15 protein-coding genes are annotated in these 17,703 nt (G+C 64.4%); 10 read left to right on the top strand and 5 right to left on the bottom strand.

All coding sequences use genetic code 11. From position 1 onward, the window contains the following. Positions 1-27: 27 nt before the first annotated feature. The 5 genes from ACF8R4_RS13305 (at position 28) to ACF8R4_RS13325 (ending at position 6,757) form a co-directional block, all read left to right on the top strand. Entirely contained in the window at positions 28-1,599 is a 1,572-nt protein-coding gene (locus tag ACF8R4_RS13305; RefSeq protein ID WP_060498235.1) for a sensor domain-containing diguanylate cyclase, read from the top strand. A gap of 117 nt (positions 1,600-1,716) precedes the next feature. Then, positions 1,717-2,493 (top strand): ParA family protein, encoded by a 777-nt coding sequence (locus ACF8R4_RS13310; RefSeq protein ID WP_392492668.1) that lies wholly within the window; start codon positions 1,717-1,719, stop codon positions 2,491-2,493. A gap of 85 nt (positions 2,494-2,578) precedes the next feature. After that, on the top strand, positions 2,579-2,989 hold the full coding sequence (locus ACF8R4_RS13315; protein ID WP_164524376.1) for a DUF2946 family protein: 411 nt from the start codon (positions 2,579-2,581) through the stop codon (positions 2,987-2,989). Positions 2,990-3,057: 68 nt separating this feature from the next. Continuing rightward, positions 3,058-5,208 carry a TonB-dependent siderophore receptor gene (locus ACF8R4_RS13320; protein ID WP_200929315.1) on the top strand — a complete coding sequence of 717 codons (2,151 nt, stop codon included), beginning with the start codon at positions 3,058-3,060 and terminating at the stop codon, positions 5,206-5,208. Positions 5,209-5,419: 211 nt separating this feature from the next. Next, positions 5,420-6,757 carry an MFS transporter gene (locus tag ACF8R4_RS13325; RefSeq protein WP_392492670.1) on the top strand — a complete coding sequence of 446 codons (1,338 nt, stop codon included), beginning with the start codon at positions 5,420-5,422 and terminating at the stop codon, positions 6,755-6,757. A gap of 32 nt (positions 6,758-6,789) precedes the next feature. On the opposite strand, the gene ACF8R4_RS13330 is transcribed toward ACF8R4_RS13325, so the two are convergent. Genes ACF8R4_RS13330 through ACF8R4_RS13340 form a run of 3 tightly spaced genes read right to left on the bottom strand, consistent with a single transcriptional unit; the run spans position 6,790 to position 12,413 of the window. Then, positions 6,790-9,936 carry an efflux RND transporter permease subunit gene (locus ACF8R4_RS13330; RefSeq protein WP_104835129.1) on the bottom strand — a complete coding sequence of 1,049 codons (3,147 nt, stop codon included), beginning with the start codon at positions 9,934-9,936 and terminating at the stop codon, positions 6,790-6,792. Between the two features lie 16 nt (positions 9,937-9,952). Beyond that, on the bottom strand, positions 9,953-11,167 hold the full coding sequence (locus ACF8R4_RS13335) for an efflux RND transporter periplasmic adaptor subunit (protein ID WP_060498240.1): 1,215 nt from the start codon (positions 11,165-11,167) through the stop codon (positions 9,953-9,955). Continuing rightward, positions 11,160-12,413, bottom strand: coding sequence for a TolC family protein (locus ACF8R4_RS13340; RefSeq protein WP_060498241.1), 1,254 nt, complete (start codon positions 12,411-12,413; stop codon positions 11,160-11,162). The genes ACF8R4_RS13335 and ACF8R4_RS13340 overlap by 8 nt, the downstream gene beginning before the upstream one ends. Positions 12,414-12,618: 205 nt before the next feature. On the opposite strand from ACF8R4_RS13340, the gene aroQ reads away from it, so the two are divergent. Further along, the gene (aroQ, locus tag ACF8R4_RS13345; protein ID WP_104835132.1) at positions 12,619-13,068 is read left to right on the top strand and encodes a type II 3-dehydroquinate dehydratase; all 450 of its coding nucleotides are present in this window, start codon (positions 12,619-12,621) and stop codon (positions 13,066-13,068) included. Further along, on the top strand, positions 13,065-13,913 hold the full coding sequence (locus tag ACF8R4_RS13350; RefSeq protein ID WP_060498242.1) for a shikimate dehydrogenase: 849 nt from the start codon (positions 13,065-13,067) through the stop codon (positions 13,911-13,913). The genes aroQ and ACF8R4_RS13350 overlap by 4 nt, the downstream gene beginning before the upstream one ends. A 119-nt stretch (positions 13,914-14,032) precedes the next feature. Here the strand turns inward: ACF8R4_RS13350 and ACF8R4_RS13355 are convergent, their stop codons facing one another. Together ACF8R4_RS13355 and ACF8R4_RS13360 are read right to left on the bottom strand one after the other, a co-directional pair. Continuing rightward, complete coding sequence (locus ACF8R4_RS13355; RefSeq protein ID WP_060498243.1) at positions 14,033-14,548, bottom strand: thioredoxin family protein; 516 nt, start codon at positions 14,546-14,548, stop codon at positions 14,033-14,035. Positions 14,549-14,558: 10 nt separating this feature from the next. After that, entirely contained in the window at positions 14,559-14,834 is a 276-nt protein-coding gene (locus ACF8R4_RS13360) for a DUF2790 domain-containing protein (RefSeq protein ID WP_060498244.1), read from the bottom strand. Positions 14,835-15,054: 220 nt separating this feature from the next. On the opposite strand from ACF8R4_RS13360, the gene ACF8R4_RS13365 reads away from it, so the two are divergent. The 3 genes from ACF8R4_RS13365 to ACF8R4_RS13375 all read left to right on the top strand — a co-directional run bounded on the left by ACF8R4_RS13365 (position 15,055) and on the right by ACF8R4_RS13375 (position 17,695). Then, positions 15,055-15,795: a response regulator gene (locus ACF8R4_RS13365; RefSeq protein WP_003250463.1), complete on the top strand. Its 741-nt coding sequence runs from the start codon at positions 15,055-15,057 to the stop codon at positions 15,793-15,795. Further along, positions 15,792-17,078 (top strand): sensor histidine kinase, encoded by a 1,287-nt coding sequence (locus tag ACF8R4_RS13370; protein ID WP_392492674.1) that lies wholly within the window; start codon positions 15,792-15,794, stop codon positions 17,076-17,078. The genes ACF8R4_RS13365 and ACF8R4_RS13370 overlap by 4 nt, the downstream gene beginning before the upstream one ends. A gap of 134 nt (positions 17,079-17,212) precedes the next feature. Next, positions 17,213-17,695, top strand: a complete 483-nt coding sequence (locus ACF8R4_RS13375; RefSeq protein WP_060498246.1) for a DoxX family protein — start codon at positions 17,213-17,215, stop codon at positions 17,693-17,695. Positions 17,696-17,703: the final 8 nt, after the last annotated feature.

The raw sequence follows: 17,703 nt of genomic DNA on the forward strand, positions 1-17,703 counted from the left end.
AGCTATCTTCAAAGCCCGAGGTCAGGATTGCCACACGCCAAGCACGGATTGCGCCTGGATCTACGAACACTCATTCTGGTGCTCTGCGCCCTTACGGCCCTGGTCATGCTGTGCGCCAGCTATTTCGCCAGCTACCGCGTGCAGCGCCAGCTGCTGATCGACCACGCCCTGGAAGCCAACCGGGTGTATGCGACGAAACTGGCGGCCATCACCGAGACCTTCATCGGCAACGCCTTGCAGCAGCTTTCATTCAGCGCCGGCGTGCAGGGCCACCAGTTGAGCGACGCGGCAGCACTGCAGGTGGAGACCGACCGTGTACTGGGCCAGAGCATGGCCTTCAACTCCACGTTCGTGATCGATGCCAACGGCGTGCTGCTGGCGATTTCCCCAGCCTCGCTACGCCACTTTGTCGGCACCCGCATGCAGTCGCCGGGTGTGCAGGAAGCCCTGCACGAACGCCGCCCTCTGGTTTCCACACCCTACCTGTCGGCGGCCAACAACCTGGTGGTGGTGTTGTCGCACCCCATTTTCGACAGCAACGGCCGTTACCTCGGGTACGTGGGTGGCAGCCTGTACCTGCGAGAACGCAACATCCTCAACAGCCTGCTGGGCGAGCACTTCTACAAGGACGGCTCGTACCTTTATGTGGTTGACCGCAACCGTCGCCTGCTCTACCACCCCAACAGCCAACGGGTAGGCACCGTGGTGGAAGGCAACGCGCTGGTCGACCAACTGGCAACACTGGACAGCGGTACCCGGCAACTGACGAACAGCCTGGGCGTGGAAATGCTGGCCGGGTACGCTACCGTGCCCAGCGCCGCCTGGGGCGTGGTGGCGCAGCAGCCGCTGGCACAGACCGTAACGCCGCTGAGCCACCTGATTCTCAACGTAATCGGCACCTCCGCGCCCTTTGCGCTGGTGGGCAGCCTGCTGCTGTGGTGGCTGGCCCTGACCATTGCCCGACCACTCTGGCAACTGGCCGCCGGCGCCCGTTCTATGGACCGTGCCGGTACAGCCGAACGCTTGCACCGGGTACCCGCCTGGTACTTCGAGGCGGCCGAGCTCAAGCGTGCGCTGTTGTTCGGGCTGAACCTGCTGCAAGAACGCATCGGCAGGCTTGACCGTGATGCCCAGACCGACCCGCTGACCGGCCTGGGCAACCGCCGCAGCCTGGAACTTAGCCTGTCGTTGCTGGAAGCCGAAGGGCGGGCATTTGCGGCCATCGCGCTGGACATCGACCATTTCAAGCGGGTCAATGACAGCCATGGGCACGAGATCGGTGACCAATTGCTGCGCCAGCTGGCCGAGCTGATGCGCCGGTGTTGCCGCGAAGGGGACCTGCTGTGCCGCACCGGCGGCGAAGAGTTTCTGATGATGCTGCCGGGGGCCAGCCTGGAGGTGGCCGCTGTGGTGGCTGAGCGGTTGCGGGTTACCGTGCAGGATACGCCGCTGGAACCTGTGGGGGCGGTGACCATTTCGCTGGGGGTGGCGCGCTGGGGTGGCGAGGCAGGCGGAGAGCCTGTGGAAACACTGAGCGAGGCTGACCGGGCGCTTTACCGGGCCAAACAGGAGGGGCGCAATCGGGTGGTCATCGCCTGACCTGTGAGGCGGCAAAGATGAAACATGCAGTTGTAACAATGTCTGTCATAAAAATGTCGTGTTCCCGTCATAGGATTGACCTCAACCTGACATTTTCACTTCATGGATGAGCGTCTCATGCGTCGTGTGGTTTTCAATCAGAAAGGGGGCGTCGGCAAATCCAGCATCGCCTGCAACCTTGCGGCTGCCAGTGCCGCGGAAGGCTACCGGACATTGCTGGTCGACCTCGACCCACAAGCCAATGCCACCTACTACCTGACCGGCCTGGTGAACGACGACATTCCAGCCGGCATCGCCGACTTCTTCCGCCAGACCTTGTCACCGGTCACGGCCGCCGGCAAGAAGCACCGCGTGGCAATCACCGACACCCGCTACAGCAACCTGCACCTGGTCACCGCCAGCCCCGACCTCAGCGACCTGCAAAGCAAGCTGGAGAGCAAGTTCAAGATCAACAAGCTGCGCAAGCTGTTGGTGGAACTGGGCGAGGACTACGAACGGATCTATATCGACACCCCGCCAGCGCTGAATTTTTACACCTTCAGTGCGCTGGTGGCGGCCGAGCGTCTGCTTATCCCGTTCGATTGCGACAGTTTCTCGCGCCAGGCCCTGCACTGTGTCATGGCCGAGGTCGAGGAACTGCGCCAGGACCACAACCCGGGGTTGCAGGTAGAAGGCGTGGTCGTCAACCAGTTCGCCGGGCGTACTGCACTGCACCAGACCCTGGTCGACCAGTTGCGCGGCGAAGGCATGCCGGTGTTGCCGGTCTACCTGAGCAGTTCGATCAAGATGCGTGAATCGCACCAGGCGTCGGTGCCGTTGGTGCACCTGGCACCACGGCACAAACTGGCGATGGAGTTTGTCGATTTGCTGGATGTGCTGGAGCGGGCCGCCTGACAGACCTTGGGGGCTGCTTTGCAGCCCCAAAAACTCGCAGCAAAAGACCTACCCGACCATTCATCCGAATGGTAGATTCCTCGCCATGAAAACCACCCGACACATACGCACGCTGACGGCCTGGACGCTATACGCCAGCGTCCTGTTCAGCCTGCTGCTGTGCGGCCTGCACCATGGCCAGATGGGCGGGCTGCGCCTGGCCGGGCTGGAGGGCGGCTTCTGCTCGGTGAACAGCGAACACGGCGTGGCCATCGACCTGGACGGCGCCGGCGGTGACCAGCACATGGCCCAGCTAGACTGCCCGGTGTGTTCCTCGTTCGGCCTGGCGGTACCGCTCAGCAGCGGCGGCTGGTCGTTCACCGCGACGCAAGCCGTGGCCACCTCGCCCATCGTCGTGCGCAGCTGGGCACAACCGCCGCCGCGCTACCAACGCCCCGCCCTCAATCCCCGCGCCTCCCCCGCCATCTTCCCCGCAGCCATACCTCATTACGCCTGACATCAGCCGGGTGCGCCTGCGCGCGCGCTCGCCGTCAGCCATGACCTTTGCGTGGAAGACACACAAACATGCTTCGCAAGACCTCTCTGGTGCTCCTCATGGGCACCTGCAGCTTCGCCTGCGCCGAAATCGCCCCCGTTGAACTGGGCGCCACCACCATCGACGGCGAACGCGATGCCGCCAGCGGTGTGCAACTGGACGAACCGATCCGCACCGGCTCGCGCCTGGGCCTCACCGCACGGGAAACACCCGCCTCGGTCAGCGTCTCGGACCGCCGCCTGATCGAAGAACGCGGCGCCAAGGACAGCCAGGACGTGATCAACGCCATGACCGGCGTGAACGCCTCGGCCAACCCAGGCTTTGGCGGCTTCGTGGCCTACCGTGGCTTTACCCAGAACCAGGTCACCCAGTTGTACAACGGCATCAACCTGGGCTACAGCAGCGCCACCCGGCCAGTGGACGCCTGGGTACTCGACCGCGTCGAGCTGATTGGCGGGCCGTCTTCATTCCTGCATGGTGCCGGTGCCGTGGGCGGTTCGATCAACTACATCACCAAACTCGCCAGCCGCGACCAGCAGACCATTGACGGGCGTATCCGCTATGGCAGTTTCGACGACAGCGAGGTGGCGTTCGGAATCAACCAGGCGCTGGCCAGCAAGCCCGCTGACGCCCGCCATTTCATGCGCCTGGACTTCAGCCGCGGCCAGGGCAACGGTTACGTCGACCGCAACGAACGGCACACCGACAGCCTGGCCTTTTCGCTGCTCAGCGACCTGGCCCCCAACCTCACCCACACCCTGGCGCTGGAGTACCAGGAAGACCGCGAAGACAGCCCCTACTGGGGTTCGCCGATCCTGCCGGGGCGCAGCACGATGAAGATCGACAACAGCCGCCGCTTCGAAAACTACAACGTCGCTGACGGCCGCTATGAGCAGCGCGTACGCTGGCTGCGCTCAATCCTCGACTACCAGGTCAGCGACAGCACCAGCGTGCAAAACACGCTGTACCACTACAACGCCCAACGCGACTACCGCAACCTTGAACGCTATGCCTACACCCCCACCGGCCAGGTGCGACGCAGCAGCCCTTACCTGCAGCGCCACGACCAGAACCTGCTGGGCGACCGCATCGAGCTGCGTCACGACAACCAGCTGTTCGGCCTGGCCAGCCAGTGGTCATTGGGGCTGGAATACTCACGCATGCGCCAGACTCTCTACCCCACTTCCGGCAGCTGGAGCGACGTGGTCGATGCCGAGCACTTCAACCCTGGCAGTTTCGATGACATCCCCGGGGTGAATGCCGGCCTGACCAAACTACGTCGCCACGAGGTGATCAACCGTGCGGTGTTTGCCGAAAACCGCCTGCAACTCACCGAGCGCCTGGCCCTGCTGACCGCCTTGCGCTACGACTACCTGGACATGGAAGTCACCAACTACGGCGCCGTGACGCCCACCTCGCCGGCCTATTTCGAACGGCGCTGGGAGCCGCTGTCCGGGCGTATCGGCCTGACCTATGCACTGACGCCTTCGGCCAGCCTGTATGCGCAATACAGCACCTCGGCCGACCTACCCGCCGGCTCGCTGGCAGCCGCGACTTACTCCAATGTGGGGTTGTTCGACCTGTCCAAGGGCGAGCAATGGGAAGTGGGCAGCAAGTTCGACTTCCTCGACGGGCGCGGTGCGGCCACCCTGGCGCTGTATCAGATCGTGCGCAAGGACTTTGCCGTGCGCGACTCGAACGACGCCAACCTCACGGTCCAGGCCGGGCAGCAGACTTCACGCGGGGTGGAGCTGTCCGGGCGCCTGCAGGTAACGCCAAAACTGCTGGCCGAAGCCAACTACGCCTACGTCGATGCGCAGTACGACGAATTCAACGAGGCCGTCAACGGGGTATCGGTCTCGCGTAAGGGCAATGCACCAACCAACGTACCGGCCAATGTCGCCAACCTGTGGCTGACCTACAGCCTGTCGTCGGCGTGGTCGGTGGGCGCGGACGGGCGCTACGTGGGTTCGGTGTATGCCGACAACGCCAACAGCCTCAAGGCCCCGGCCTACACGCTGTTCGGCGCGTTTGCCCGCTACCGGCTGGACGAGCACACCACGCTGACCGGGCGGGTGCGTAATCTGACCGACGAGGTGTATGCCAAGCAGGCCTACAACAGCCAGTACTACATGGGGCCGCCGCGCACCTTCGAGCTGGCGTTGGACATGCACTTCTGAGCCAATGGCCTGTCTTGCATGAACATCCCGGCCTGAATTGGCTCTTGTGTGCGGCCTTGCGAACCACTCGCGGTTGATTCAGGTATCCCGAGGTCGCCCTCGACAAAGCACGCTCCAGCGCCCGGCGATCTACTGGCAAGCACAACAATGAGGGCGCGGCCCGACCGCGCCACATTCATCATGCCTGCCAATGGAACCGGAGAGCACTCGCATGTCCGCACCTCATGAGGTATCCCCCGCCACCCTGCGCAGGGTGATCGCCGCCTCGGCCATCGGCAATTTCGTCGAGTGGTTCGACTTCGCCGTCTATGGCTTTCTCGCCACCTTGATCGCCAGTCAGTTCTTTGCCAGCGAAGACGCCGGCGTGGCCTTGCTCAAGACCTTTGCAGTCTTTGCCGTGGCCTTTGCCCTGCGCCCGCTGGGCGGGATCGTGTTCGGCGCGCTGGGCGACCGCCTGGGGCGCAAGCGCATCCTGTCGCTGACCATTTTGCTGATGGCAGGCTCCACCACCCTGATCGGCCTGCTGCCGACCTACGCCACCATCGGCTTGGCCGCCCCTGCGTTGCTGACCTTGGCGCGCTGCCTGCAGGGTTTTTCTGCCGGCGGCGAGTATGCCGGGGCCTGCGCGTACCTGATGGAGCATGCGCCCAACGACAAGCGCGCCTTCTATGGCAGCTTCGTGCCGGTCTCGACCTTTTCTGCCTTTGCCTGTGCAGCGGTCATTGCCTATGGCCTGGAGGCCAGCCTGTCGAGCGAGGCGATGAATGCCTGGGGCTGGCGCATTCCGTTCCTGATCGCCGCTCCGCTGGGGCTGGTCGGTTTGTACCTGCGCTGGCGCATGGAAGAAACCCCGGCGTTCCGTGAAGCCATCGCCCAGGGCAAAGCGCACGAGCATTCGCCGCTCAAGGAAACCCTGCGCAATCATGGCCGGGCCATTCGCAACCTGGGGGCGTTCATTTCGCTGACTGCGCTGTCGTTCTACATGTTCACCACCTACTTCGCCACCTACCTGCAACTGGTGGGCAACCTGACCCGCGCGCAATCGCTGCTGGTGACCACCGTGGCGCTGCTGTTCGCCGCCGTCGGCTGCCCGTTGGCCGGGGCGTTCTCGGACCGGGTGGGGCGACGCAAGACCATCGCTTTTACCTGCCTGTGGGTGATGCTGTGCGTGTTCCCGGCGTACTGGCTGGCCAGTTCGGGCTCGATGTCCGGCGCGCTGATCGGGGTGATCCTGCTGGCGGTGGGGGCGTTGTGCAGTGGTGTGGTTACCGCAGCGCTGCTGTCGGAAAGTTTCCCTACCCGCACCCGCTATACCGCTTCGGCAATTACCTACAACGTGGCCTACACCCTGTTTGGCGGTACGGCGCCGCTGGTGGCAACCTGGCTGATCGGGCAGACCGGCAGCAGCCTGGCACCGGCCTTTTACCTGGTGGTGATTGCGCTGGTGGCGTTGGTGGGGGGGTTGGCGTTGCCGGAGACTTCACGGATTTCGTTGCATGATGAAGTGGGAGCCGACCGCGTGCAGCCTGAAGCCCGTAGTACCGTTTGAGATATGTGGGGCTGCTTTGCAGCCCCAAATTTTCAGCCTTCCTGCACCTCTTCACGCCGATACGCCCACTGATACAACGCCGGCAACACCAGCAACGTCAAAGCAGTCGAAGACAGAATCCCGCCAATCACCACCGTCGCCAGCGGCCGCTGAACCTCCGCCCCGGTCCCGGTCGCCAAGGCCATCGGAATGAACCCCAGCGACGCCACCAGCGCGGTCATCAAGACTGGCCGCAAGCGCGTCAGCGCGCCCTCTTCCACGGCCGCCCGCAGGGTACGCCCTTCTTCGCGCAACCCACGGATAAAGGCAATCATCACCAGCCCGTTGAGCACCGCCACGCCTGACAGCGCAATGAACCCCACACCCGCCGAGATGGACAGCGGAATGTCCCGCAACCACAGCGCCAGCACCCCGCCGGTCAAGGCAAACGGGATGCCGGTGAACACCAGCAGGCCATCCCTGAGGTTGTTGAACATCATCAGCAACAGCGCCATGACCAGCAGCAATGCCACCGGCACCACCACCTGCAAGCGCTCGGCCGCCGACTGCAGCTGCTCGAACTGGCCACCCCAGCGCGTCCAGTAGCCCGGTGGGATCTGAACCTGGCCAATAAGTGTCTGTTCAGCCTCTTCGACAAACGAGCCCAGGTCGCGCCCACGCACGTTGGCACTGACCACCACCACGCGCTTGCCATCCTCGCGGCTGACCTGGTTCGGCCCCAGTTGCAGGTTCAACGTGGCCACCTGCGACAGCGGAATAAAGCCGATTTGCGCAGCGCCGGCTGTGGCACTGGCCGGCACCGGAATCAGCAGGCTGCCCAACCCGTCCACATCGGTGCGCAAGGTTTCGGGCAGGCGCACCACCATGTCGAAGCGGCGGTCACCTTCATACAGCGTGCCTGCCGTGCGCCCCCCTACGGCGATGGCGATGGCGTCCTGCACGTCACCCACGTTCAGGCCATGGCGGGCGGCCTTGTCACGGTCGATGTCGATGGTCAGCACGGGCAGGCCGGTGGTCTGCTCAACCTTCACCTCAGACGCACCCGGCACGCGCTGCAGGCTGCTGGCGATTTGCGCGGCGGTGCGGTTGAGCACGTCCATGTCGTCTCCGAACAGCTTTACCGCCACATCGCTGCGCACCCCGGAAATCAGCTCGTTAAAGCGCAACTGGATCGGCTGCGACAGCTCGTAGTTGCTGCCCGGTACGCTGGCCGCCGCACGTTGTACTTCGGCAATCAGCTCGTTACGCGGCTTGCCCGGGTCCACCCACTGCTCGCGTGGGCGCAACATCACGTAGGCGTCGGAAATGTTCGGGGGCATCGGGTCGGAGGCGATCTCGGCGGTGCCGGTGCGGGCAAACACCCGCTCCACTTCCGGCACCTGGGCGATGATCGCCTGCTCCAGGCGCTGTTGCATGTCCACCGACTGCGACAGGCTTGTACCCGGCACGCGAAGGGCCTGCAAGGCAAAGTCGCCCTCGCTGAGGCTGGGGATGAACTCGCTGCCCATGCGGCTGGCCATTACACCGGACAACAGCACCAGAGTGGCCGCTGCGGTAAACGCCAGCTTGCGCCGGCCCAGCACCCAGGCCAGCACCGGGGCATAACGCTGGCGCGCCGTGCGCATCACCAGGCCTTCTTCTTCCTTGACCTTGCCGGTGACGAACAGGGCGATGGCCGCCGGCACAAAGGTGACCGAGAGAATCATCGCACCCAGCAGGGCCATGACCACGGTAAAGGCCATGGGGTGGAACATCTTGCCCTCGACCCCGGTCAGGGCAAAGATCGGCAAATAAACCACCATGATGATCAATTGCCCGTAGATCAGCGGCCGGCGCGCTTCGCGGGCGGCGGCAAACACCTCATGGAAGCGCTCGCTGCGGGTCAGCATGCGGCCATGGCGTTGCTGGGCGTGGGCCAGGCGGCGGATGGCGTTTTCCACGATCACCACGGCGCCATCGACGATGATGCCGAAGTCCAGCGCGCCCAGGCTCATCAGGTTGGCGCTGACCTTGTTGCTGAACATGCCGGTGAAGGTGAACAGCATCGACAGTGGGATGACCATGGCAGTGATCAGCGCAGCGCGGATGTTGCCCAGGAACAGGAACAGCACGGCGATGACGAGAATGGCGCCTTCAACCAGGTTTTTCTTCACCGTGGCGATGGCTTTTTCCACCAGGTTGGTGCGGTCGTACACGGTCACCGCCACCACGCCCTTGGGCAGGTTGCGGTTGATCTCGACCAGTTTGGCGGCAACTGCCTGGGACACTGTGCGGCTGTTTTCACCGATCAGCATGAACACCGTGCCCAACACTACTTCACGGCCGTTCTCGGTGGCCGCGCCCGAACGCAACTCTTCACCCAGGCCAACCTCGGCCACATGGCTGACGCGGATCGGCGTGCCGTCCACGCTGGATATGACGATATTGGCGATGTCTTCGGCCGAGGCCACCTGGCCCGGCGCCCGGATCAGCAACTGCTCGCCATTGCGTTCGATGTAACCGGCACCCACGTTGGCGTTGTTGCGCTCCAGCGCGCCGATCAGGTCGTTGAGGGTGAGCTTGTAGGCCGCCAGCCGCTTGGGCTCCGGTGCAATCAGGTACTGCTTGGCATGGCCGCCGATGCTGTTCACTTCGGCCACCCCCGGCACATTGCGCAGCTGCGGCTTGATGATCCAGTCCTGGATCACCCGCAGGTCGGTAGGTGTGTAGGGCGTGCCATCCTCCTTCAGGGCGCCCTGTTCGGCTTCCACGGTCCACAGGAAGATCTCGCCCAAGCCGGTGGAAATTGGCCCCATGCCCGCCTCAATACCCTCGGGCAACTGCTCGCGGGCCACTTGCAGACGCTCGTTGACCAGCTGGCGGGCGAAGAACAGGTCGGTGCCGTCATCGAAAATGACCGTGACCTGCGACAGGCCCGAGCGCGACAGCGAACGGGTCTGCTTCAGCCCTGGCAGGCCCGCCATGGCCGTCTCGATGGCAAAGGTAATGCGCTGCTCGGTTTCCAGCGGCGAGTAGCCGGGTGCGGCGGTGTTGATCTGCACCTGGACGTTGGTGATGTCCGGTACAGCGTCGATCGGCAGTTTCTGGTAGCTGTGGATACCCACCGCGGCCATCAGGACCACGGCCAGCATCACCACCAGGCGCTGCTCGATGGCGAATTGGATCAGGCGTTCGAACATGCAGGCGTCCCCGTGATCAGTGGCTGTGCTCGGCCGAGCCTTTGCCCAGTTCCGACTTGAGGACAAAGCTGCCGGCGGCGGCCACCTGGGTACCGGCGGCAAGACCGTCAATGATTTCTACCTGGCCAGCGTCGCGTCGGCCGGTTTTCACCGGGCGAGCCTCGAAACCTTCTTCAGTGCGGGCAAACACAACGGTTTGCTCTTCCCAAGTTTGCAGGGCATTTTCCGACACCACGACAGCAGCATTGAAGCGTTCGACGCTGACAGCCACATTGACGAACAACCCGGGGCGCCAGGCGCCGTTGGGGTTGGTCAGGGTGGCACGCACAGTGGCGGCACGGTTCTGCTCGCCAAGCAGGCTGCCAACGTAGTTGACCTTGCCCTCGACCTGGGCACCCAGGTCCGGTGCGCTGACCGTGACATTGCGGCCGGTCACCACCTTGTCCAGGTCACGCGGGGCCACGGCGAAGGTAGCCCACACCCGGCTCAGGTCAGACAACGTGAACGCATTGCTGGTCTCATCGACCACTTCGCCCACGGTCAGGTGCTTTTCCACCACCACCGCATCGAACGGGGCGCGCAGCTCATAGCGGTTGCCAGCGCCAGCCGGGCCCACGGCGGCGACCTTCTGCCGGGCGTTGGCCAAGGCGATCTCGGCCTCCTGCAACGCCTGGCGTGCCTGCAGGTAATCCTGTTCGGCGCTGATGCGTTCCTGCCACAGCTGCTGTTCGCGCTGGAAGGTCAGGCGCGCCAATTCCAGGCGGCGCTGGGCGGCCTGCTGCTCGCTGCGCAGGTCCGAAATCTGCTGGCTGGCGATCACCGCCAGTACCTGCCCGCGCTTGACCGCCTGGCCCAGCTCTGCCTGCACCGCCTCGACCACGCCGGGTACACGCGGCACCACGTGGGCCGTACGGTCTTCGTCGAAGCGGATTTCCCCCGGAAAACTGATAGCGGTACCCAGTGCCTGAGGGCCGGCGGTAACCAACTGCACACCGGCGGCCTCGATCTGGGCGATGGACAGGTGCAACTGGCCCTCTTCTTCGCCGTGGCCCTCCTCTTCGTGGCCTTCGCCGGCTTTCTCGGTGCCATGGCCGTGGTCGTCTTCGCCGTGGTCATCGTGCCGGGCTTCTGTTTTCGACGCCTGGCCGAGGTTGCCGGTCCAGGCCAGGCCGCCCAGCCCGAGCGCGGCCATAGCGGCAACCAGAAGGGCTATCTTGCGTGGGTTAGTCATTGTTGCTCCTGCTGTTCAAGGGGGTGCTCAGGCCATCGATGTCGCCATAGATCCGCTCGACCTGCGCCCGTGCATCGGTCGCCGAGGCCAGTGCTTCGAGGTACAGCCCGCGTGCCTCGATCAGCGTGCGCTGGGCGTCAAGCACATCGAGGAAGGCGAACTTGCCCATCTCGAAGCCACGGGTGGCGGTGTCCACGGCCTGCTGCGCAGCCGGCAGAATGGTGCGGTCGTAGGCGTCCACCTCCTGCATCGCCGTGTGCCACTGGCTGACAGCGCTACGGGTTTCACTGCGCAGGCGCAGCTCCACGGCGTTACGCAAGTCACGCGCCTGGTCGGCGCGGCGTGCGGCTGACATCACGTTGCCCTGGTTGCGGTCGAACAATGGCAAGGGCATCGACAGACCGACCACGTTGACGCGTTCGCGGTCCTCGCGGCTGTACTGGCTGCCGAGGCTGACGGTGAGGTTGGGAATGCGCTGGGCCTTTTCCGATCCCAAGGCGGCTTCACCACGCTCGACCTGGGCGGCGGCCAGGCGCCATTCGACCGTTTGCTCGATCCGGTCGAGCAAGGTGTCGGCCCTGGGCGCAACGCCAGGTGAAAGGTTGGCGGCCTGCAACCGGTCGAAACCTGCCAACGGGCTGCCGGTCAGGCGTGCCAAGGCCTGGTAGGCCACACCGCGCTGGGTTTGCGCGCGCCGCACTTCGGCCTGGGCCTGGGCCAGTTGCACCTGGGCACGGGTGGCCTCTACGGGTGATGACTGGCCAGCGGTGACGCGCCCCTGTACCACCCGCAACCCACGCTCGGTCAATGCCTGCGACTGCTGCGCCAGTTCCAGCGCGGTCTGCGCCCGCAAGGCGGCATGGAAGGCCTGCACCACATCAGCCCGCAGGCCATTGCGCTGGCGCTCCAGGTCGAGTTGGGCAATGGCCTGGCCGGCACCGGCCACCGCAATACGTGCGCCGCGCTTGCCGCCCAGTTCCAGCGGCTGGCTGAGGGTGACGGTGGTGGTGCTGGTGTCGCGGCGAGTGTCTTCGACCTCCCAGGACAACTCAGGGTTGGGGATCAACCCTGCCTGGCGCCGCTCGCCGTCGGCAATGCCGACTTCGCGGCCGGCGGCGGCCAGTTCCGGGTTCTGGGCAAAGGCGGCGGCAAGCGCCTGGGGCAGGCTCAGGCTCTGGCTGGCCTGGGCGCTGGTGGCGCTGGCCAGCAACAGGCAGAGCAAGGCGATCTTGCGGGGGATGGGCACGAACAAATCCTCGTCGACGCGTGTAGGCGAGGGACTGTAAAAAGCCGTGCTTATCGAGGCGGTGTCGGGAACATTACAATTTTGTAAGGTTTGGCTGCGTTCGATAATCGCCCACTTTCCCGGTGCGACGGTCTCGCCCAATTGACGGAACTAACCAGTCAGTACAAAACTACGCGCATCCAACAACAACAAAGCGACGCCCGTCATGAAGCCCCTTATTCTTGTGCTCAACGGCCCTAACCTGAACATGCTGGGCACCCGCGAGCCTGCCCAATATGGCCACGAAACCCTTGCGGATCTGGCGCAAAGCTGTGCCGATACTGCCCATGCCCACGGCCTGGAACTCGAATTCCGGCAAACCAACCACGAAGGCGAACTGATCGACTGGATTCACGCCGCCCGCAACCGCTGCGCCGGTATCGTGATAAACCCCGGCGCCTGGACCCACACCTCGGTGGCCATCCGCGACGCCCTGGTGGCCAGCGAACTGCCGGTCATCGAAGTGCACTTGTCCAACGTGCACAAGCGTGAGCCGTTCCGTCACCTGTCGTTCGTATCGTCCATCGCCGTCGGTGTCATCTGCGGCCTGGGCAGCCATGGCTACCGCATGGCCCTCAGCCACTTCGCCGAACTGTTCCAGGAGCGCATGGCATGAGCCAGCACGCCATCCTCGCCGGCCTGATCGGCCGTGGCATCCAGCTGTCGCGTACCCCTGCCCTGCACGAACACGAAGGTGATGCCCAGGCTTTACGCTACTTGTATCGGCTGATCGACGCCGACCAGTTGCAGCTGGACGACAGCGCCCTGCCCGGCCTGCTCGATGCCGCGCAGCACACCGGCTTCACCGGGCTCAACATCACCTACCCGTTCAAACAGGCGATTTTGCCGCTGCTCGACGAGCTGTCGGACGAAGCCCGGGGCATCGGCGCGGTGAATACCGTGGTGCTCAAGGACGGCAAACGGGTCGGCCACAACACTGACTGCCTGGGCTTTGCCGAAGGCTTGCGCCGTGGCCTGCCCGACGTGGCACGCCGCCAGGTGGTGCAGATGGGTGCCGGCGGCGCCGGTTCGGCGGTGGCCCATGCCCTGCTGGGTGAAGGGGTCGAGCGGCTGGTGCTGTTCGAAGTGGACGCGGCCCGTGCGCAGGCACTGGTGGACAACCTGAATGCCCATTTCGGCGCAGGGCGCGCCGTGGTTGGCAGCGACCTGGCCACGGCTTTGGCCGAGGCAGACGGACTGGTCAATACCACGCCGGTGGGCATGGCCAAACTGCCAGGCACGCCGCTGCCGATCGAGCTGCTGCATGCGCGCTTGTGGGTGGCTGAGATCATCTACTTCCCGCTGGAAACCGAACTGCTGCGCGCGGCCCGGGCGCTGGGATGCCGCACGCTGGATGGCAGCAACATGGCGGTGTTCCAGGCGGTGAAGGCGTTCGAGCTGTTCAGCGGGCGCCAGGCGGATGCGGCACGGATGCAAGCGCACTTTGCCAGTTTTTCCTGACTGATCGGTGTTGGCTGCTTCGCGGGCTTGCCCGCTCCCACAGGTATTGCGCAAAATTCACTGATTGCGCATGTCCTGTGGGAGCGGGCAAGCTCGCGAAGAGGCCGGCACAGGGCCAGTCACCCTTTCTCATCCAGCAAAGCCTGTATCACCCGTTCCTGCCCGCCATAATCCCCTTCGCCAAAGTGCACATGGCGCACCTGCCCCTTGCGGTCGACAAAGTAATGCGCCGGCCAGAACTGGTTGCCCCAGGCATTCCACACGTCGTAATCGTTGTCCACCGCCACCGGATAACCGATCCCCAGCCCGGCCACCTTGTCCCGCAAAGTGCCTACATCATGCTCGTAGTCGTACTCCGGCGTATGCACGCCCACCACCACCAGCCCCTGGTCGGCATAGCGCCGCGCCCAGTCGTTCACATGCGGCAGGCTGCGCTGGCAGTTGATGCAGTCCCAGGTCCAGAAGTCCACCAGCACCACCTTGCCCTTGAGCGCCGGCCCATCCAGCGGTGTCGAGTTGATCCACTGGCTGGCCCCCGACAGCGACGGCATCGCACCGTAGCTGTCGCGGGCCATCAGGTGCCCGGCCAGACCAAGTCCCGTCAGTGCCAGGGCAATACCCCCCACCTTCAGCATCAGGCGGCGATCAATTCTCATGGCAACCGCCGGTGGCGTAGGTGCGGTACTGCACGCTTTGCTGCTGGCCCTTGGAGTCGAGGTAGTCCATGCGGGTGTTCACCAGGCCGCAGGCGTTGCTCTGGTCATCCTGCACCGAGAGCACTTTCCTCACATCCAGGTGGTCGCCGTAGCGGTACTGCATGGCACCGGCATCGCCCATGGGGGCGGTGGCGGCCTGGGCGGCGATAGCGCCGAAGCTGAGCACGGCGAACAGGCTGGCGCTGGCGAAGGTCTTGACGTTCATGGCATCTCTCCTGAGTAACACTTAGGTATGGGAAGTTGTGCTTCCCGGTCGAGAGCCATTTCACGCCTGCCAGGTATCCCGTATGTGTCGTCCGAGGCTGTGATGTGCTTCCTGCTGTATCTGTACAAGTGCCAGATACACTGCAATACAAAACCCGGCAGGCAAGCGCGAACGCGCTCGGTACACTGCGCCCACCCCCCTTTACACAGGAACGCTGCGCATGGAACACGTCGATCACATCCTGATCGTCGACGACGACCGCGAGATTCGCGAACTGGTCGGCAACTACCTGAAGAAGAACGGCCTGCGCACCAGCATCGTCGCCGACGGCCGGCAGATGCGCGCCTTTCTGGAAGCCAACAGCGTCGACCTGATTGTGCTCGACATCATGATGCCCGGTGACGACGGCCTGCTGCTGTGCCGCGAGTTGCGCGCCGGCAAGCACCGCAACACCCCGGTGTTGATGCTCACCGCACGCAACGACGAAACCGACCGCATCATCGGCCTGGAAATGGGCGCCGACGACTACCTGACCAAACCGTTCTCCGCCCGCGAGCTGCTCGCCCGCATCAACGCCGTGCTGCGCCGCACGCGCATGCTGCCGCCCAACCTGACCATCAGCGAAAGCAGCCGCCTGCTGGGTTTCGGCCAGTGGCGCCTGGACACCACCGCGCGCCACCTGCTCGACAGCGAAGGCACCCTGGTGGCCCTTAGCGGCGCCGAGTACCGCCTGCTGAGGGTGTTCCTCGACCACCCTCAGCGGGTACTCAGCCGCGAACAGTTGCTCAACCTGACCCAAGGCCGCGAGGCCGACATTTTCGACCGCTCCATCGACCTGCTGGTCAGCCGCCTGCGCCAACGCCTGGGCGACGACGCCCGCGAGCCCAGTTGCATCAAGACCGTGCGCAGCGAGGGCTATGTGTTCTCGTTGCCCGTGCAACTGCTCGAGTCGCCATCATGAAGTGGCCACGCACCCTGGCATCACGCCTGGCGCTGATCTTCTTCACCGGCCTGGTGCTGGCGTACGGCCTTTCGTTCGGCTTGCAGGCCTACGAGCGCTACATCAGCAGCCGCTCGATGATGCTCACCAACCTGGAACAGGATGTGGCCACGTCGGTCGCCATCCTCGACCGCCTGCCCGCAGCCGAACGTGCCGCCTGGCTGCCACGCCTGGAGCGGCGTACCTACCGCTACCGCCTGGACCACGGCCTGACAGGCGAGGCGATGCCTAGCAGCGACCCGCCCATGGCCGCCGAGTCGATCGTGAAGGCCATTGGCAGCGACTACCGCCTGACCTTTCAGGAAATACCTGGGCCGAACGCGCACTTCCAGGCGCACCTGAGCCTGGCCGACGGTGCGCCGCTGACCATCGACGTGACCCCGTCGCCGGTCCCGGTGGCCCGCTGGCTGCCCGTGGTATTGCTGATTCAGCTGGCCGTGCTGCTGCTGTGCACCTGGCTGGCAGTGCGCCTGGCCATCGGCCCCCTCACCCGCCTGGCCCACGCCGTGGACAACCTCGACCCGGACAAACCCGGTGTGCAACTGGATGAAAGCGGCCCGCGCGAGGTGAAGTACGCCGCCGTGGCCTTCAACGCCTTGCAGGCGCGCATCGCCGCCCACCTCAAGGAGCGTATGCAACTGCTGGCAGCCATTTCTCACGACCTGCAAACGCCGATCACACGCATGAAGCTGCGCGTTGAAGTGATGGACGATGGGGTCGAGAAAGACAAGCTGTGGAGCGACCTGGGTGAAATGGAGCACCTGGTGCGCGAAGGCGTGGCCTATGCCCGCAGCATGGACACCAGCACCGAAGCACCCTGCCGGGTCAACCTCGATGCCTTTCTTGATAGCCTGGTGTTCGACTACCAGGACAGCGGTGCCCAGGTCGAGCGCCACGGCAGCACGGGCAGCCTGCTGGAAACCCGCCCGCATGCACTGCGCCGGGTGCTGGTGAACCTGGTGGACAACGCCCTCAAGTTTGCCGGCACCGCCGAACTGGAGGTGTGCCGCGAGGGCGGCACGACCGTAATCCGTGTGCTCGACAACGGGCCAGGGATTCCCGGCGGCGAACTGGACGAAGTGCTCAAGCCGTTCTACCGGGTAGAGGGTTCACGCAATCGCAGTACGGGGGGTACCGGGCTGGGGTTGGCCATTGCCCACCAGTTGATCCAGGCGATGGGCGGCCGGCTGACCTTGAGCAACCGAGAACGTGGCGGATTGTGCGCGCAGATCGAACTGAAATGACTGGCTTTGGTGAGGGCGGGTGTCGCCTGAGGCTTCGGTACAAACCGATACACAACCCCATCACCCCCGACACACTGCAGATACTCCACCCCCACACACTCCCAGCCACATAACCTGATTCTGGGAGCCACTTGATGAAAGCACTTACTTTGGCCACCTTCGACCGCTTCGGCACCTGGAGCGCCGACCTGCCACTGCGGCTGTTCCTGGCTTGGGAGTTTTTTGAATCCGGCCTTGAGAAGTTCAATGGCAACAACTGGTTCGCCGACCTGCAAGGCCGCTTTCCGCTCCCCTTCAACCAGCTGCCCGCCGAACTGAACTGGCAGCTGTCGATGTGGGCCGAGCTGGTGCTGCCGTTGCTGCTGTTGCTGGGTCTGGGGACGCGGCTGGCATCGCTGGGGCTGATGGTGGTGACCGTGGTGGCAATTGCTGCGGTGCATTGGCCGGCACACTGGTCGAACCTGGCCGAGCTGGCGCAGGGGTATGCCATTACTGACCAGGGCTTTGGCAACTTCAAGTTGCCGCTGATTTATCTGGTGGCGTTACTGCCACTGCTGCTCAAAGGGGCTGGGCGGTTGAGCCTGGATCATTGGCTGCGGGTGCGCTTCAACAGGTGATATCGCCG

Origin of the sequence: Pseudomonas sp. FYR_2 (genome assembly GCF_043106425.1) — a bacterium.
GTDB lineage: Bacteria > Pseudomonadota > Gammaproteobacteria > Pseudomonadales > Pseudomonadaceae > Aquipseudomonas > Aquipseudomonas monteilii.

Excerpts from the sequence above, each read along its gene's own strand:
- ACF8R4_RS13310 (WP_392492668.1), top strand. The coding sequence starts at position 1,717 with ATGCGTCGTGTGGTTTTCAATCAGAAAGGGGGCGTCGGCAAATCCAGC.
- ACF8R4_RS13315 (WP_164524376.1), top strand. The coding sequence starts at position 2,579 with ATGAAAACCACCCGACACATACGCACGCTGACGGCCTGGACGCTATAC.
- ACF8R4_RS13320 (WP_200929315.1), top strand. The coding sequence starts at position 3,058 with ATGCTTCGCAAGACCTCTCTGGTGCTCCTCATGGGCACCTGCAGCTTC.
- ACF8R4_RS13325 (WP_392492670.1), top strand. The coding sequence starts at position 5,420 with ATGTCCGCACCTCATGAGGTATCCCCCGCCACCCTGCGCAGGGTGATC.
- ACF8R4_RS13330 (WP_104835129.1), bottom strand. The coding sequence starts at position 9,936 with ATGTTCGAACGCCTGATCCAATTCGCCATCGAGCAGCGCCTGGTGGTG.
- ACF8R4_RS13335 (WP_060498240.1), bottom strand. The coding sequence starts at position 11,167 with ATGACTAACCCACGCAAGATAGCCCTTCTGGTTGCCGCTATGGCCGCG.
- aroQ (WP_104835132.1), top strand. The coding sequence starts at position 12,619 with ATGAAGCCCCTTATTCTTGTGCTCAACGGCCCTAACCTGAACATGCTG.
- ACF8R4_RS13350 (WP_060498242.1), top strand. The coding sequence starts at position 13,065 with ATGAGCCAGCACGCCATCCTCGCCGGCCTGATCGGCCGTGGCATCCAG.
- ACF8R4_RS13355 (WP_060498243.1), bottom strand. The coding sequence starts at position 14,548 with ATGCTGAAGGTGGGGGGTATTGCCCTGGCACTGACGGGACTTGGTCTG.
- ACF8R4_RS13360 (WP_060498244.1), bottom strand. The coding sequence starts at position 14,834 with ATGAACGTCAAGACCTTCGCCAGCGCCAGCCTGTTCGCCGTGCTCAGC.
- ACF8R4_RS13365 (WP_003250463.1), top strand. The coding sequence starts at position 15,055 with ATGGAACACGTCGATCACATCCTGATCGTCGACGACGACCGCGAGATT.
- ACF8R4_RS13370 (WP_392492674.1), top strand. The coding sequence starts at position 15,792 with ATGAAGTGGCCACGCACCCTGGCATCACGCCTGGCGCTGATCTTCTTC.
- ACF8R4_RS13375 (WP_060498246.1), top strand. The coding sequence starts at position 17,213 with ATGAAAGCACTTACTTTGGCCACCTTCGACCGCTTCGGCACCTGGAGC.